The organism is Rhodohalobacter sulfatireducens (assembly GCF_022012475.1).
GTDB lineage: Bacteria > Bacteroidota > Rhodothermia > Balneolales > Balneolaceae > Rhodohalobacter > Rhodohalobacter sulfatireducens.
Genome location: NZ_JAKLWS010000016.1, coordinates 19,080 through 33,463 on the forward strand (window position 1 = coordinate 19,080; position 14,384 = coordinate 33,463).

Here is a 14,384-nt window from a genome sequence, read left to right on the forward strand (position 1 = left end):
GCTGAACTTGATTCAGCATCTCCAACCTTTTTGGCAACAGGAGATTCCGGGTCAAGCCCGGAATGACGAAAATGAAATCAGCTATTGCAAAACGATTTTAAAACAAAACATAAAACGAATAAAAACAAGTGTTAGAACTAAAGAATTTACATGTTGAAGTTGAGGAAGATGGAACAGAGATCCTCAAAGGAGTAAACCTGACAATTAATAAAGGAGAAATCCATGCTATCATGGGCCCGAATGGGAGCGGCAAAAGTACGCTTGCCAAAGCTGTATCGGGGCATCCGGAATACGAAGTTACTGAAGGTGATATCCTTTTTAACGGTGAGAGTATTTTAGAGATGGATCCTGACGAAAGAGCTCATGCAGGTGTATTTCTTGCGTTTCAGTACCCGGTAGAAGTTCCAGGTGTTACCAATACCACACTGCTTCGGGAATCATACAATACGATCGCGGCATCACGCGGACGAGAAGAACTAGATCCGCTCCAGTTCGATGATTATATCCGCGAAAAACTTGATCTGGTAGAAATGAAACCCGATTTCCTGGAGCGAAGTGTAAATACAGGATTCTCAGGCGGGGAGAAGAAACGAAATGAGATTTTCCAGATGGCAGTACTTGAACCGGCATTGGCACTTCTCGATGAAACCGACTCTGGGCTTGACATTGACGCACTTAAAGTTGTGGCTAATGGAATTAACAAACTTCATGGTGATGATGATGCTGTTGTTCTTATTACACACTACCAGCGCCTGCTGAACTACATTGTACCTGATTTTGTGCATGTAATGATTGGCGGTAAGATTGTTAAATCCGGCGATAAAGGCCTTGCGTTAACTCTTGAAGATCAAGGGTATGATTGGTTAGAAGCACATGCAACTGTAAATGGTGAGGCGAAGTAATGGCACTACCTACAAAAGTAGAACCATCGATTTTACATCAACTTGCGAAAGGAGTTGCTGAGAATGGCGAGACGAAGTGGAAGGATCTCCGTGAGAAAAGCCTTGAAGAACTGAATACGACCGCATTTCCTCATAAAAAAATTGAGGAGTGGAGATTCACGGATCTACGACCTATTACACGTACAGATTTTGTAAATCTCGACGAAGCCGGAACACTTCCTGCAACGAATATAGAACAGTATTTTATCCCTGAGTCGGACAGGAGCCGGTTGGTTTTCATCAATGGGAAATTTCATGAGAAGTATTCATCCATTGGCGGGTTGGGTAAAGGAGTAACAGTCGGAAATCTTTCTGATCACTCTGAGGATGAAACTGTTAAGGAATATCTGAACCAGTTGGTAAATTACGAAAAAGATCTATTTGTACCATACAATGGATTGATGTTTGAAGACGGAGCTTACATCCACCTCGAAAAAGGCGCGAAAGCGGAAGCCCCCATCCAGGTATTGAATATCTATACAGATGCAAAAGAACCATATGTCACTACTCCGCGAATGTTGGTTGTGGCTGAGGAAGAATCAGATGTAACGATTGTTGAAGATCATATTGGTCTTTCTGAGAACAGGTATATGACGATACCGGTTTCTGAAGTGAAGGTGAAAAAGGGTGCGCATATTCATCATGTACGTATTCAACGCGACAGCAGAGATGCCATTCATGTCGCAAGGCCGATTGCATATGTGGAGAAAAATTCTGAATACCACGCCTACACTATTACCTTGGGCGGAAAACTCACACGGAATGAACCACGGGTTATTCAGGAAGATGAAGAAGTAGATTTCACCTTGGATGGGCTTGTGTTAATTGACGGTGATCAAGTTGCGGATACGCACTCAGTAATGGATCACCGGTTCTCGCATGCTGAGAGCCACCAGTTGCATAAAGTTGTGGTGAATGGTAATGCACACAGCATTTTCAATGGAAAGATTTTTGTAAGGCGTGATGCTCAAAAAATCGACTCATTCCAGGAAAACAGAAACCTACTTCTTTCGTTAGATGGATTGGTGAATGCAAAACCTCAGTTAGAGATTTTTGCTGATGATGTTCTCTGCTCACACGGAGCAACCGTTGGTCAACTCGATCCTGAAGAAGTATTTTACCTGCAAAGCCGCGGTATGACTGAAGAGAAGGCAAAAGAGGTTCTAACATACGCATTTGCACTTGAAACAATTGAAAATGTGAAAGTGGAATCGGTTCACAAACTTCTGATTGACGAAGTGTACCGATACACGAAAGCGAACAATGTAGAGAAGGTGTCTGCGTAGGGAGATCTCTCCGCCAGCTGGCGGAAGTATAACGAAGCGCAGCGAAGGCGAGGGGTGTACATCCCCCGAGTTCACACGACATTCGTCGTGCTCACTTTCCCCCTTCAAAGGGGGACTTAAACTAATAAAGCTTTAAAACATAATGCCACAGGCAGTAAAAGACATACCGGCAGTAGATTTTGATAAGATCAGGGATGACTTTCCCGTTCTTCAGCAAGAGATGAACGGGCATCCTTTGGTCTACCTGGATAATGCTGCATCCAGCCAGATGCCGAAAAAAGTGGCGGACCGGATTGATCATTACCACCGGTATGAGCACGCTAATGTGCATCGTGGGATTCATACACTGAGTCAGAAAGCTACTGATGCCTATGAAGAAGCACGGTGGAAAGTGCGGGATCTCATCAATGCTGAAAATCAACATGAGATCATCTACACAACCGGGACAACCGATTCATTGAATTTGGTTGTGAACAGTTATGGGTATAAAAACCTCTCCGAAGGTGATGAAATTATCCTGACAGAGATGGAACACCACGCGAACATTGTTCCCTGGCAGATGATGGCCAAGGAAACCGGTGCTGTGATAAAAGTGATACCGGTGACTGATTCCGGCGACCTGGATATGGAAGCTTATAAAGCGCTATTGAACGATCGTACAAAAATTGTATCAGTCGTTCATGTTTCAAATGCGCTTGGAACGACCAATCCCGTGAAAGAGATTGCTGCCCTTGCTCATGAATATGACGCTGTTTGTGTTGTTGACGGTGCTCAAGCCGTACCTCACAAAAGCATTGATGTCCGGGATTTAGACGTCGATTTCTACGCTTTATCTGCTCATAAAATGTGCGGACCTACAGGGTTCGGAATCCTTTACGGGAAAAAGCATCTGCTTGATGAGATGCCTCCATACCGTGGTGGCGGTGATATGATTGATAAAGTGAGTTTTGAAGAGACAACTTATAACGTGGTTCCTTTTCGGTTTGAAGCCGGTACACCACCGATTGCAGCCTCCATCGGTTTTAGCGCTGCGATTGACTATCTATCAAACATTGGTATGGAACTGATTGAGGAACGAGAATATGAGCTGGTAGAATATGCTGTAGAAAAGGTTTCGGGAATTGATGGGTTGAGACTGATTGGAAAATCGGATACTCGTGCTTCAGTCGTATCGTTTGTTTTTGATGATATCCATGCATCCGATATCGGAACCATTCTCGATAAAAGAGGGATCGCTGTGAGAACGGGCCATCACTGTGCTCAACCTATACTTCGTAGATTTGAAGTCCCGGCAACAACACGGGCATCGATCTCGTTTTATAACACGAAAGAGGATATTGACCGACTCGTGGATGGAATTGAATATGCAAAGACATTTTTTGAATAAAACATACACATTATGCCAAAGATTAAAGAAATAGAACGTACACCGAATCCAGATGCAATGCGATTTGTTCTCGCGGAACCACTCACGAATGGCGTCACCCGTTCATTCGAAAACAGTGGAGAAGCTGAAGGAGATGAATTGGCAAGCGCATTGTTTAAGATCGATCATGTGATCAATGTATACTATGTAGATCGCTATGTAACCGTTACACAAGACGGTAATGCTGTTTGGTCTGAACTTTTGAGGAAACTCGCACCACCAATCCGACAGTCAAAAGCCCAGGAAAATGTCGAGGAAGATGATGAAGTTCATGCAACCAAAGAGGTTCAGGAATCAGATGATCCGCGTTTGATCCAAATCAACCAGTTGCTGGATGAACAGGTTCGTCCCTACTTACTGGCTGATGGCGGTGGTTTGAAAATTCTTGGGCTTGATGGAAATCGCCTGAAAGTTCACTACCAGGGAGCTTGTGGAACCTGTCCTACTGCTACTTCAGGTACACTTTACGCCATCGAAAGCATGGTGAAGAGAATTGACCCTGAAATCCAGGTAATCTCTGTTTAATTGAAGTTTGAGTTGACTTAAGACTTGAAGGAAATTCAACTATGTCGATAACAATAAGTGAAAGTGCGGCTGAGCGCATTCAACGAATTCGTGAGGAGCAACATATTGCATCAGATGCACCATTGCGTGTATCCGTTGTAAGTGGTGGTTGCTCCGGTCTGACGTATGATCTTGATTTTGATTCACAAGATAATCCTGAAGATGGAGATAAAACTTTTGAAGATCACGGGGTCAAAATTGTCGTAGATATGCGAAGTTTCTTATATCTCTCGGGCACGGAACTGGATTATTCAGAAGGACTGAGCGGGCAGGGATTCCATTTTCACAATCCTAACGCTTCGAGAAGTTGTTCGTGCGGAGAATCATTTTCTCTTTAATAATTAGTAGTAAGTATTGAGTATTAAGTAGTGAGATGGTTTGGTTTATAAATACAAAAAAATAAACCTGAGGATAGCGCGAGCCTCTTGCTCGTGTTTCTAATTAGCGCATCCCGACCCTTCGGGGCGCCATCAGAACCACTTTTACTCAACTATTTATTCTGAATCGAATCTCAGTACTCAATACTTCCTACTCAATACTACTCATATGTCAGAAATTGTCAACAAAATTAAGCAATCCAAACTTGAGACCATAGACCTTGAAAAGCTTGCAGCTGACGTAAAAGTCTATGAGCTTGATCTCAAAGATTTCCTCTTTAAAGAGATGATTTTGAAGGAGGCTGAATTTCGAGAGAAAATGGAGGCCCATGATTGGAGTCAGTATGAAGACGGTTATTTGACAGTCTACTGCTCAACAGATGCCATCATCCCCAAATGGGCGTATATGCTCGTTGTTCAGCATGCAAAGGATCATACCAAAGATGTTTTATCCGGAACAAAGAGGGAAGCACTGAGCCAGATTTTCAGGCAAAAAATGGATCAAACCGATTGGCAACAATATGAAGACCGGTTTGTACTTTTGAAAGGATGCAGTAAAATGGATGTACCCCCCGATGTCTACATGTATGCCACAAAAAAACTGATGCCTCATGTCAAGAAACTGATGTACGGTGAAGCATGCTCTAACGTGCCAATCTATCGAAAAAAGAGATCTTAATTGAATTTAAAGATGGGAAATGACACTCCTGTAAAACACGCTATCGTCACTGGTGCATCAAGAGGAATTGGTTCTGAAATCGCTAAAAAGCTTCTCCAAAAGGGATTTAAAGTAACGGGAACAGCGAGAAAATCGGAGTTTTCGACCGATCTCTCATCAAACAAAAACTTTTCTGGTATTCATGTTGATTTGGGAGATGAGGAGGATATTAAATCTCAGCTCAAACCACTTTTTTCAGAAACTGGCGGAGTAGATGTTCTGATTAACAATGCAGGCATTTCTGTGGATTCTGACTTTTCTGATGATGATCAGAAGTGGCTGGAAGTCTGGGATCGAACGTTGGATGTAAATCTTCGATCCTCAGCGCTCTTGAGTAAATGGTTTGTGAACTCACACATTGAAAATGAGACAAATGGCGTTCTGATTAACATCGCATCCCGGGCGGCTTATCGCGGAGATACGCAAGAGTTTGCAGCATATGCAGCATCCAAAGCGGGAATGGTAGCGTTTACAAAAAGCATTGCGAGAAATTTCAGTAAGAAAGGAATAAGCGCATACTCAATCGCTCCCGGATTTATAGATACAGATATGGCCTCCGAGGCGAAAGCAATTCATGGCGAAGACTATCTCACCCAGGGCTCCGCATTTGGTGAAATAACCAGTCCCCAAGAAGTCGCTGATCTTGTAGCTTTTCTTGCAAAAGGTGATGTTCCACATATGTCGGGCCAGACGTTTCATATCAATGGCGGCTCATACATGATTTGATTTGTGAGAAATGGGGATTTGGGATATACTAATTCATTATTCTAATTTATTTCTTTAAAAGTCATCGGGTCAGTGTACTGGAATAAGAACAAATATTTGGCTTAAATACTCATCCGATGACTGAAACTCTGCTGTCATGAAAAAAAATACTTTGTCTGCTACTTTTTTTCTCATGCTATTGATTGGATTTTTTTCTCAATCTTTCGCTCAAAAGAAATATGAAATTCACGTCTCAGCCGGTGCTTTTGACCGGTCGGAAACTGTTGTTTCTTTTTATTTTCCTGACTCAGTAGAGCCTGGTGTTTATCATTTAGTAAGTAGTTCAGGTGATCGTCCAATTTTGCAGGTGGATGACTCCAACAGAGGTTGGTTTATGTTGCATAAACTGGCTTCAGGTGAATCGAGAGAATATGAATTGACTGCGACTCCGATCAAATCAGAAAATCATGTCTCAAACAAAATAGATTCAACTCAGATCACTTTTTTGTCTAATGGCAGAAGGGTTTTGTCATATTATCACGGGGATAATAATCCCACAGAGTTAGATGAAAGATATAAACGCGGTGGTTATATTCACCCGGTGTATTCGCCAAACGGTACTGTGCTTACGGCTCATTTGAATCCACTTCATCCTCATCAATCGGGAATTTGGTCGGCGTGGACCAAGACAGAATTCGAAGGCAGGACTCCCGACTTCTGGAATATTCACAACAATACAGGACGGGTTGATCAGGCTGATTCTCTGCGAGATGCATGGAAAGGCCCGGTACATGCAGGCTTCCACAATAGGCATTTCTTCAAAGATCTCTCAGCTCCTGATCCTGTCATTACAGTCAACGAGGAATGGAATCTGTATGTCTATAGAGCTCCTGAAGATCATTCGTATCAAATATTTGATATAGTTTCGACGCAAAGTGTGAATACCGGTAAACCGTTGATCTTGCCTGAATATCATTATGGCGGTATTGGATTCAGAGGAAACAGACAGTGGGATGACCCGGAGAATACGACTTTTTTAACGTCAGATGGATTAGGGAGAGAAGGAAATACCACCCGGCCAAAATGGACGCATGTAGGCGGGGTCGTTGATGGCGAATTAGCCGGAATTACAGTGATGGACCACCCCGAGAATTTTCGGTATCCTCAACCTGTTCGAATTCATCCGGAAGAGCCCTATTTCGTATATGCCCCAATGCAGCTTGGAGAGATGCGAATCGAACCGGGTTCACCCTACAGTACCCGTTACCGATATGTAACGTATGATGGTATGCCTGATCCTGAGAAGCTTACTCGGCTTTGGAATGATTACGCTTACCCGCCGGGGGTTACAGTTAAAGTGAAGTAACAAAGCTCCCTTATAGAGAGGGGACAGATCATAGAACGTTGAGCAGCGGTCTCAATAGGGGGTGTTCAAGTCTGTGAAGGCATCGAATCATGTAAACCCACCCATCGTCAAATCTCTGAACGAGATTTAACTTTTCTCCTCCCAAGAGGGGAAATACACTACTCATCAACCCGTTCAATGACCATCTCTTCATCTCCGGTTTTAATTTTTTTTCCAGCATAACGGCTGGCGAAGAAGGAGACGATAAGGGTCGCAATCAGCCCGATAAGAGTTACCGCGATATTAACACGAACAACCTGTTTTTGAAGATCGTAAATAGCCATAATTACAATCGATTTGGCTGAATCTTCCTTATATCGAATAGGTATGATTTCAGAATCCATGATCACCTGGGCAAACTGAACAGGGAGTGACAGTTGCTGTTCAATTGTTTCGCCATCGGCGGGAGTGAATTGCAGAACTACATATCCGTTAGTTTGAGCCGCAATCTGTTTTACATCGAAGTCAGTGACTTTCGCCACGTAACTTTCTCCATTGTTATAAGTTGACTGGATTCCAAAATATGTATACACCTGGTAACCGGATTGAAAAAGAAAATAAACCGGTAATAACCAGATCAAAAAAATGAAGTAGTATTTATTCATTCGGCGTCATTAAATTTGTTTTATTTGCCACAGAAACACAGAAAGGTGGATTCACTGTTTAAGAAATTCTCTGTGTCTCAGTGGCAGTTATTTTGTTGGTAGAAAAATAAGCATCTATCAAATTACTCATTTTGATTTTCAACAACTTTATACATCTGATCGATCATAGCCGGATCATAAATCATTCGCTGCATAAAATCCTGGTGCATCTGACTTCCCGATGCATGAAACCAAAAACCGATGGGAAGTTGATCGAGATATAAAGCCTGGACCGATGTATCGCCCGTGTAGGCTGAAGTGCCAAAGTCGATTCCGTTCATCAGTCCCATACGGTTATCATAGATCGCCCCATAGCGAAGAAAATCTTGATCAATCCTCGGCTGATTATCCATCGGCCAGTCCAGATAGTTTTTTACAGTTTGACTTACTGAATCATTAATCAATGAATCCTGAACTATTTTTTGTAGAGTACCTGTCATCTCTTTTGCAGTTGTCTTTGGAAAAAGACGCATGGCATCACGCTCTTCCATGAAAGTGTTGCCTAGTCGATTATCTTCCAGATAGCTTTGAACGGTGGTTCGAAAATCTGAGTCGTCCAGGTAAGATGATGACAATTCAATTACATGATCTTTCCACTTTTCTGATTTTCGATTTCTCCAATGATCAATGAGTTCTTGATTTTCCATCCCGGACAAGCCGGGAGAGATCGCCTGGTAGAGTCCGGAATAAGGCAGAGGCATTTCAGTTGAACTCAATTCAAGCCTTTCCATCAAATCATTCCAATCAAATTGACCTACATTCCACCAGAGATAATCTGCAAGGGCCAAATCCCCAAATTCAGCTAAAAGCGCCAGTGAGTTTTGAAGTGTAATTGAGCCATCCTGTATCCATCCTCGTTCTTCAGCTGCGGTAAGTGCTTGTGCATGGATCGATTCTTCTACTTCCGGCAGTTGGTATCTGGATATTTGCTCCCATTCAATGTATTCACCAGGGTTCAAAGCTCCCGAATCAAACTGTTCAGCGTAAGCAATCAGTATAAAAATGTTTGCCGTTGTTCCCATGATCCGAGGTTCACTTTCCCGGTAGTAGAGCGATGAGTCAGGGTGGTTCACTACGATACTTGCTATTGATGAATACTCTGGCGTTTCACCAATAAACTCAGATAAACCTTTCAGGGATCCTGTATTGGAAACCCATTCAGTTCCCTCCATCATACCTTTTCGGTTCTCAAAAAAGGTGTTAAATGCATCCCAGTTCCAGCCAATTACAAACCCAAAGAGTACCAGGGCTGTTAATATAAAGGCACTAAGAAATTTTAGTATTCTCATTCTTAATCAGATAAAAAAGATTGAACTTGTAAGAGGCGGTAATAAAAATTATTGGGATCTCTCATATACACAAACGCATGATACTGCTGACGGTTGCTTGTGAACTGTTCATCAAAGTGGAGATCATTAATTTCGTTCCCATCTACTAACACATATTTGTATTTATACTCTCCCTCTTTGATGATTTGGTTTGCCTCCCATCGTCGGGTATCATCATCGTATTGTAGTTTGTTATTGGAACTGACCGCCCAATTGTTGAAATCACCCAAAAGGTGAAGAGATTCTGTAGAATCAGGTTTGCTTTCCGGTTCAAACCGAAAGACTACATTTCCATATCCTGCTCTGAGATTCATATCGGGATCACCAAAGGGTCCCAACCTGTCGAGATTGATAAAACCTGAGGCTCCAAAACCCTCTGCATCATCTCGAAGAATCAGTCGAGGGGGGATTTCGTTTGGAAATGCTTCGAATACATTATTATCACTTTGGGATAGTTCATCAAGGGTAAGAGTTCGAAATTCGTAGTCGCCGATAAATGCTTCATCAGAACTCAATTCAAATTGTACATGGTCTGGGGCTGAAAAATCCAACTCATCGGCCTGTTTGGTTCGGCCCCAGAAGCGATTTTGTGCAAAATAGAACTCAAGATCGAATTGAGGCTGATCTACAAAATCAGGCAGATTGAATTGGCTTACCGGCCTGTGCAGGCGTCTTAGATTTTGACGCGGAACCGACAGTTGTACTACTGAAGATGTGATGGATCCCTCGTTCTCGTAAACAAAAAATGGGAGTGTCATTACAAGAAAGCCGGTATCCGCATCTTCGATCTTAACCAGGTAGTTCCCGCTTTTAGTGATTTGAAATTGTTCGGTTGGAAATGTAAATGAATATTGCCTGTAGGATGGACGATTGTTCTGGCTCACTTTACCGCTGTTCAAAGTTAAATTAAAGAAGCCATTCACATAACGTTCCGGTGGTAAACTTGATCGACTCCAGTCGGGGTTGTGATGTGTTAATGAAACTCTGAACTGTTTTGAATCGAAAGTGAGATGTTCAAACCGAAGTAGCAGTTGATCGTTACTCTCCAGGTTCAATATGGGAGCTGAAGCAGGATTTCCAAGACGATGAAACTGAATGGTCCGGATGGATTCATCAGCCACGATCTGGGCGTGAATGTTAAACAGGTTTTCCGGTTCAGCAGGCTGAGTTTGACCATTTTGAGATGAACCGGCAAATGAACCACAACCGGTAAAACTAACCAAAAAAATCAAACCAAGGATGGTAAAAAATTTTTCTGAGTAATAAATACGGGGAATTTTAAAAACGTTGAACATATTTCTTCTACGCTTTACTGTGCCTGTCTGGCGAAGATAGCACAGGCAGGCTCAACATGACGTTATTTTGAGTACAATGAGAAGAAAAGACGAATGAAGACGAAAACAAGACACCCTTTTTAAAAATTTTATTACAGATAATATTGCCCTTCGAAAACAAATGTGGCAGGTCCTTCCAGTTTGATATTTGTGTATGATTCATTCCTTTTGTTGAACGAAAAATGAACCATTAGAGTGCCTCCTTTTACTTGCACGTGATATTTGAAATTGCCATTCTCTGCCTGCTGAAGATGATGCCATGCCAGTGCGGAAGCGATGGCCCCAGTACCACATGCCAGGGTTAGATTTTCAACTCCCCGTTCATACGTTTGAAGATTTAGGGTTTCATTGTCTGTTCCTGAAATAAAATTTACATTTGTTCCAATGGGTTGAAAATCAGGATGATTACGTAAAAAACGTCCCTGGTTAATAAGGGTTTGCTCGTTTTCAAGTTCGTTTGGTTGAACGGTACAAACCACATGCTCTGTATTGGTGTATACATTGAGAAGAGCTTCATCGGCAACCGTTAGTTCCTGCACGGACGTTTCGAGCGGAAATTCGATAACTATACTCTGATCTTTAACATTTGCTTTGTACACCTTGTTGTGTACACGGAATGTAAATTTTTTTGGTGAACCGAGAGTCTCAGCGAAAGCTGAGAAACAACGAGCCCCGTTTCCACACATGCCCGCGTCACTGCCATCGGGATTTTTGTAGAGCATCACCAAATCAGCTTTTTTGGTTTCGTCGAATTGAAGGGCTATGATTCCATCGGATCCAACGCCAAATTTCCGATTGCAGATAGCCGGTGCTAATTGAGCAAGCTCTTGCTCAGTCAGTTTCAGGGTGCGGTTGTCGAAGAGAACAAAATCATTCCCCGCTCCATGCATCTTTGTAAAATTTAAGGATGAAATATTCATGGTATTAATTAATCAGTGCCGGTAGATGTTTCCAACTGCTCTCGCTGTCAATTGCCGGATCGAGCCCGCGCATTAAACGGGTAAACCTTAGTGATAATGCAGTGCCTATATATTTAAACTGCACATTTTGGTAAAGCAACCCTTTTAGCTGTTGAATGTTGTCGATCATCTCCTCCAACCGTGCTTCTGTCATAGAGGTACAAAACTTTTTGATTACATCAAGCTGATCAATATTTGTAATTAAAGATTCATTTTCTGTCTCCCGGTACACAGTAATATCACGGAGTAACTGCTCGAGAGTGTTGCAAAGTGCGATCTGGTTTTCCTTGTTCAGATTTTTATTCCAATTATTGATCAAATTTAGCAATTCCGGAACATCCTGGGTGTATGAAAATCTCAGAAACTCAACCGATTCATTTCGAATTTGTTGAAGTGTTTCGATATCTAAAAAACGGCAGGTTGAATAATTTCCGCCTGAAAGACGTGCAAGCAGTTCAGCATCATTCTTATCAACACCATCATGATTGATGAGCCCCTCAGCAACTTCATACTTTGATAATGGATGGAGACGGATCTGCTGGCACCGTGAAATGATCGTCGGTAAAAGCTGATCGGGTTGAGAGGCCGTTAAAATAAAGAGAATATTGCCGGATGGTTCTTCCAATAATTTCAAGAATGCATTTGCGGTCTCTTTTCGCATCGTATCTACATTCGTCAATACAATGACTGTTCGCCGTCCCTCATTTGGTTTGTATACAGACTTTGGTCGAATCTCATTGTGATAATAATCAATCGGGTAAAACGCCCGCCTGTTTTTGGATGATTCGGCATCATTCAAAGCCGGCCTGAGAGTAAAATCAACAATTTCATAGGGGTCTTTCGCAAGAAGCTCAAGCCGGGACTGTAGTTCATCACTCCCCACAGTAGATGGAAGCGGGATAAATACATGAATATCGGGATGCGTAAACCAGCTCGACTTTTTGGAAATGGTTAAATCTTTCAAATCCGTCAAATGGTTTACACCATTTACTACTTCGGCAAGGGCAAGAGAAAAAGCTGTTTTGCCTGACCCATCAGGCCCGGTAATCAGGTAGGAGTGTGCAAGTCGGTCAGAAAGCAAAATTCGTTCGATCTGGTGTTTCGCTTTTTCCTGTCCAACGAGCCTTCGGTCGCCAAAAGAGATATGTTCATTGATGATGTTCATCTATTCATCCCAGATGTAATCAAAAAGTAAAATTCCTGCCGTGATAGTTACTCCGCAGTAACCAATCAGTGCGGTTAAGTCATTTAAAGCGTCAGCGGTTGGCCCTTCAATCAAGGCAAATCTTGTAACTCTCGTTAAGATAAGAAGAAGTGGTACAACAAGCGGAATGCAAAGTACAGAAAAGAGTGCCCCTTTCCGGTCGGCCTGAGCAATCATAGCCGAAGTAAGTGTTGTAATGGCCGATAATCCGCCTGCTCCGAAGAAAATTGCACATAAGAAATAAAGATGGCTCTGAATTGATAAATCCATCATAATCAGGTAGAAAAAGAACGTAAACAGGTGAAGAATCAGCAGAAAGAGGAAGTTGTATATCAGCTTGCCGAGGTATACTTCTGTTGCGTTGGCATGCAGCTGCAGGAAAGCCCATGTTTTCTTTTCAGCTTCCTGTACGAAAGATCGGGTCATTCCAGCCATAGAGGCAAAAAGAATGATGATCCACACCAACCCGCTTTTTGGAGTTGGGTCCATCTGCTGAGCCCTGAGTGTGAATAAAATCAGCAGGAGGGAGGCACCGGTAAACGCAAGAATGGTATTGAGAGCATATTTGGTACGAAGCTCCTGGGTGATCTCTTTTTTTAATATTGCTGCAGCAGATTGAATCATGAAACGGCTAAAAAGATTAGATAGAAAAGTACTAAAAAAGGAGGCCTCAAGAAATGGGAAATGTAGATTGTAGGTGGTTAGTTGTCAGTGGTTAGTATGTTTCCTGAATAACTTAAGATGAATCCAAAAATCTCGACTAACAGAACATGAAAATAACGAACAACAAACAACTGACAACAGGCGTAACAATCGATAGATTAATCATAAAACGGAATTCAGTATTTAACATTTTTCATTCTTACCTTTGTGTGAAGCAGTAAAGGCACGTACCTTCCACTCTTAACCAAAAAATGTGATTTGAACGACTTTTATGAATATCTATTCACTCATTAACACATCAACAATTTTGGCAGATTTTGAGATTGACAATAAAGAAGAACTTCTCCATAAAATGGTTGATGTTCTGAAAGAAGAGGTCAATGATAAACAACTGGAGGATATTAGGGACGCTGTCTTTGAGAGGGAAAAAATTATGTCCACCGGTGTGGGTAAGAGTCTTGCCATACCGCATGGAAAAGTTGAATCCATAGAAAAGAATTATGCCAGTTTTGCTGTTCTAAAAGAACCCATTGAGTATGATTCTATCGATGATCAACCGGTAAATATGGCTTTTCTACTGGTTGGGCCTGCAGGTGAAAATCGACTGCACATTAAACTGTTGAGCAGGATTTCACGTTTAATGAACAGTACATCTTTCCGGGAAACACTATCCGAATGCAAAACAGCCGATGAGATTTATGATGCATTTCATAAAGAAGAAGTTAAATATTTTGGTAACTGAGATTTTGGTGTTCATACCCGTTTCAACAATGTCCCGATGTCTCTCCTTTGATATCATTCTGAATGATTGATCGTACTTCATATTTACT

15 protein-coding genes are annotated in these 14,384 nt (G+C 42.1%); 9 read left to right on the forward strand and 6 right to left on the reverse strand.

Annotated elements, in window-relative coordinates:
• Nucleotides 1-128 precede the first annotated feature (128 nt).
• The 8 genes from sufC to L6773_RS12695 all read left to right on the forward strand — a co-directional run bounded on the left by sufC (nucleotide 129) and on the right by L6773_RS12695 (nucleotide 7,383).
• On the forward strand, nucleotides 129-902 hold the full coding sequence (sufC, locus tag L6773_RS12660; RefSeq protein ID WP_237854795.1) for a Fe-S cluster assembly ATPase SufC: 774 nt from the start codon (nucleotides 129-131) through the stop codon (nucleotides 900-902).
• On the forward strand, nucleotides 902-2,227 hold the full coding sequence (gene sufD / locus L6773_RS12665; protein ID WP_237854796.1) for a Fe-S cluster assembly protein SufD: 1,326 nt from the start codon (nucleotides 902-904) through the stop codon (nucleotides 2,225-2,227). Before sufC ends, sufD begins: the two co-directional genes overlap by 1 nt.
• A gap of 142 nt (nucleotides 2,228-2,369) precedes the next feature.
• Nucleotides 2,370-3,614: an aminotransferase class V-fold PLP-dependent enzyme gene (locus tag L6773_RS12670; RefSeq protein WP_237854797.1), complete on the forward strand. Its 1,245-nt coding sequence runs from the start codon at nucleotides 2,370-2,372 to the stop codon at nucleotides 3,612-3,614.
• Between the two features lie 12 nt (nucleotides 3,615-3,626).
• Nucleotides 3,627-4,178, forward strand: a complete 552-nt coding sequence (locus L6773_RS12675; RefSeq protein ID WP_237854798.1) for a NifU family protein — start codon at nucleotides 3,627-3,629, stop codon at nucleotides 4,176-4,178.
• Between the two features lie 41 nt (nucleotides 4,179-4,219).
• Nucleotides 4,220-4,555 carry a HesB/IscA family protein gene (locus tag L6773_RS12680; RefSeq protein WP_237854799.1) on the forward strand — a complete coding sequence of 112 codons (336 nt, stop codon included), beginning with the start codon at nucleotides 4,220-4,222 and terminating at the stop codon, nucleotides 4,553-4,555.
• A gap of 208 nt (nucleotides 4,556-4,763) precedes the next feature.
• Entirely contained in the window at nucleotides 4,764-5,273 is a 510-nt protein-coding gene (locus L6773_RS12685; RefSeq protein ID WP_237854800.1) for a DUF2480 family protein, read from the forward strand.
• A 12-nt stretch (nucleotides 5,274-5,285) separates the two neighbouring features.
• Entirely contained in the window at nucleotides 5,286-6,038 is a 753-nt protein-coding gene (locus L6773_RS12690) for an SDR family NAD(P)-dependent oxidoreductase (RefSeq protein ID WP_237854801.1), read from the forward strand.
• 136 nt (nucleotides 6,039-6,174) lie between these two features.
• Entirely contained in the window at nucleotides 6,175-7,383 is a 1,209-nt protein-coding gene (locus L6773_RS12695; protein WP_237854802.1) for a DUF6807 domain-containing protein, read from the forward strand.
• A 158-nt stretch (nucleotides 7,384-7,541) separates the two neighbouring features.
• On the opposite strand, the gene L6773_RS12700 is transcribed toward L6773_RS12695, so the two are convergent.
• The 6 genes from L6773_RS12700 to L6773_RS12725 all read right to left on the reverse strand — a co-directional run bounded on the left by L6773_RS12700 (nucleotide 7,542) and on the right by L6773_RS12725 (nucleotide 13,515).
• Nucleotides 7,542-8,027: a hypothetical protein gene (locus L6773_RS12700; RefSeq protein ID WP_237854803.1), complete on the reverse strand. Its 486-nt coding sequence runs from the start codon at nucleotides 8,025-8,027 to the stop codon at nucleotides 7,542-7,544.
• Nucleotides 8,028-8,149: 122 nt separating this feature from the next.
• Nucleotides 8,150-9,355: a hypothetical protein gene (locus L6773_RS12705; RefSeq protein ID WP_237854804.1), complete on the reverse strand. Its 1,206-nt coding sequence runs from the start codon at nucleotides 9,353-9,355 to the stop codon at nucleotides 8,150-8,152.
• Nucleotides 9,356-9,357: 2 nt separating this feature from the next.
• Nucleotides 9,358-10,689, reverse strand: a complete 1,332-nt coding sequence (locus L6773_RS12710; protein ID WP_237854805.1) for a type IX secretion system plug protein — start codon at nucleotides 10,687-10,689, stop codon at nucleotides 9,358-9,360.
• Nucleotides 10,690-10,820: 131 nt separating this feature from the next.
• Entirely contained in the window at nucleotides 10,821-11,648 is an 828-nt protein-coding gene (dapF, locus tag L6773_RS12715) for a diaminopimelate epimerase (protein ID WP_237854806.1), read from the reverse strand.
• A 4-nt stretch (nucleotides 11,649-11,652) separates the two neighbouring features.
• A complete protein-coding gene (locus tag L6773_RS12720) occupies nucleotides 11,653-12,852 on the reverse strand; it encodes a DNA polymerase III subunit (protein WP_237854807.1) in 1,200 nt (399 codons plus the stop codon).
• The gene (locus L6773_RS12725; protein ID WP_237854808.1) at nucleotides 12,853-13,515 is read right to left on the reverse strand and encodes a heme exporter protein CcmB; all 663 of its coding nucleotides are present in this window, start codon (nucleotides 13,513-13,515) and stop codon (nucleotides 12,853-12,855) included.
• A 310-nt stretch (nucleotides 13,516-13,825) separates the two neighbouring features.
• Here L6773_RS12725 and L6773_RS12730 point away from each other — a divergent pair, with 310 nt between their 5' ends.
• The gene (locus L6773_RS12730) at nucleotides 13,826-14,296 is read left to right on the forward strand and encodes a PTS sugar transporter subunit IIA (protein ID WP_237854809.1); all 471 of its coding nucleotides are present in this window, start codon (nucleotides 13,826-13,828) and stop codon (nucleotides 14,294-14,296) included.
• The last annotated feature ends 88 nt before the right edge of the window (nucleotides 14,297-14,384 follow it).

Coding starts and splice junctions, on each gene's coding strand:
- L6773_RS12675 (WP_237854798.1), top strand. CDS start 3,627: ATGCCAAAGATTAAAGAAATAGAACGTACACCGAATCCAGATGCAATG.
- L6773_RS12670 (WP_237854797.1), top strand. CDS start 2,370: ATGCCACAGGCAGTAAAAGACATACCGGCAGTAGATTTTGATAAGATC.
- L6773_RS12700 (WP_237854803.1), bottom strand. CDS start 8,027: ATGAATAAATACTACTTCATTTTTTTGATCTGGTTATTACCGGTTTAT.
- dapF (WP_237854806.1), bottom strand. CDS start 11,648: ATGAATATTTCATCCTTAAATTTTACAAAGATGCATGGAGCGGGGAAT.
- L6773_RS12680 (WP_237854799.1), top strand. CDS start 4,220: ATGTCGATAACAATAAGTGAAAGTGCGGCTGAGCGCATTCAACGAATT.
- L6773_RS12730 (WP_237854809.1), top strand. CDS start 13,826: ATGAATATCTATTCACTCATTAACACATCAACAATTTTGGCAGATTTT.
- sufD (WP_237854796.1), top strand. CDS start 902: ATGGCACTACCTACAAAAGTAGAACCATCGATTTTACATCAACTTGCG.
- L6773_RS12725 (WP_237854808.1), bottom strand. CDS start 13,515: ATGATTCAATCTGCTGCAGCAATATTAAAAAAAGAGATCACCCAGGAG.
- L6773_RS12720 (WP_237854807.1), bottom strand. CDS start 12,852: ATGAACATCATCAATGAACATATCTCTTTTGGCGACCGAAGGCTCGTT.
- L6773_RS12685 (WP_237854800.1), top strand. CDS start 4,764: ATGTCAGAAATTGTCAACAAAATTAAGCAATCCAAACTTGAGACCATA.
- L6773_RS12690 (WP_237854801.1), top strand. CDS start 5,286: ATGGGAAATGACACTCCTGTAAAACACGCTATCGTCACTGGTGCATCA.
- L6773_RS12710 (WP_237854805.1), bottom strand. CDS start 10,689: ATGTTCAACGTTTTTAAAATTCCCCGTATTTATTACTCAGAAAAATTT.
- L6773_RS12695 (WP_237854802.1), top strand. CDS start 6,175: ATGAAAAAAAATACTTTGTCTGCTACTTTTTTTCTCATGCTATTGATT.
- L6773_RS12705 (WP_237854804.1), bottom strand. CDS start 9,355: ATGAGAATACTAAAATTTCTTAGTGCCTTTATATTAACAGCCCTGGTA.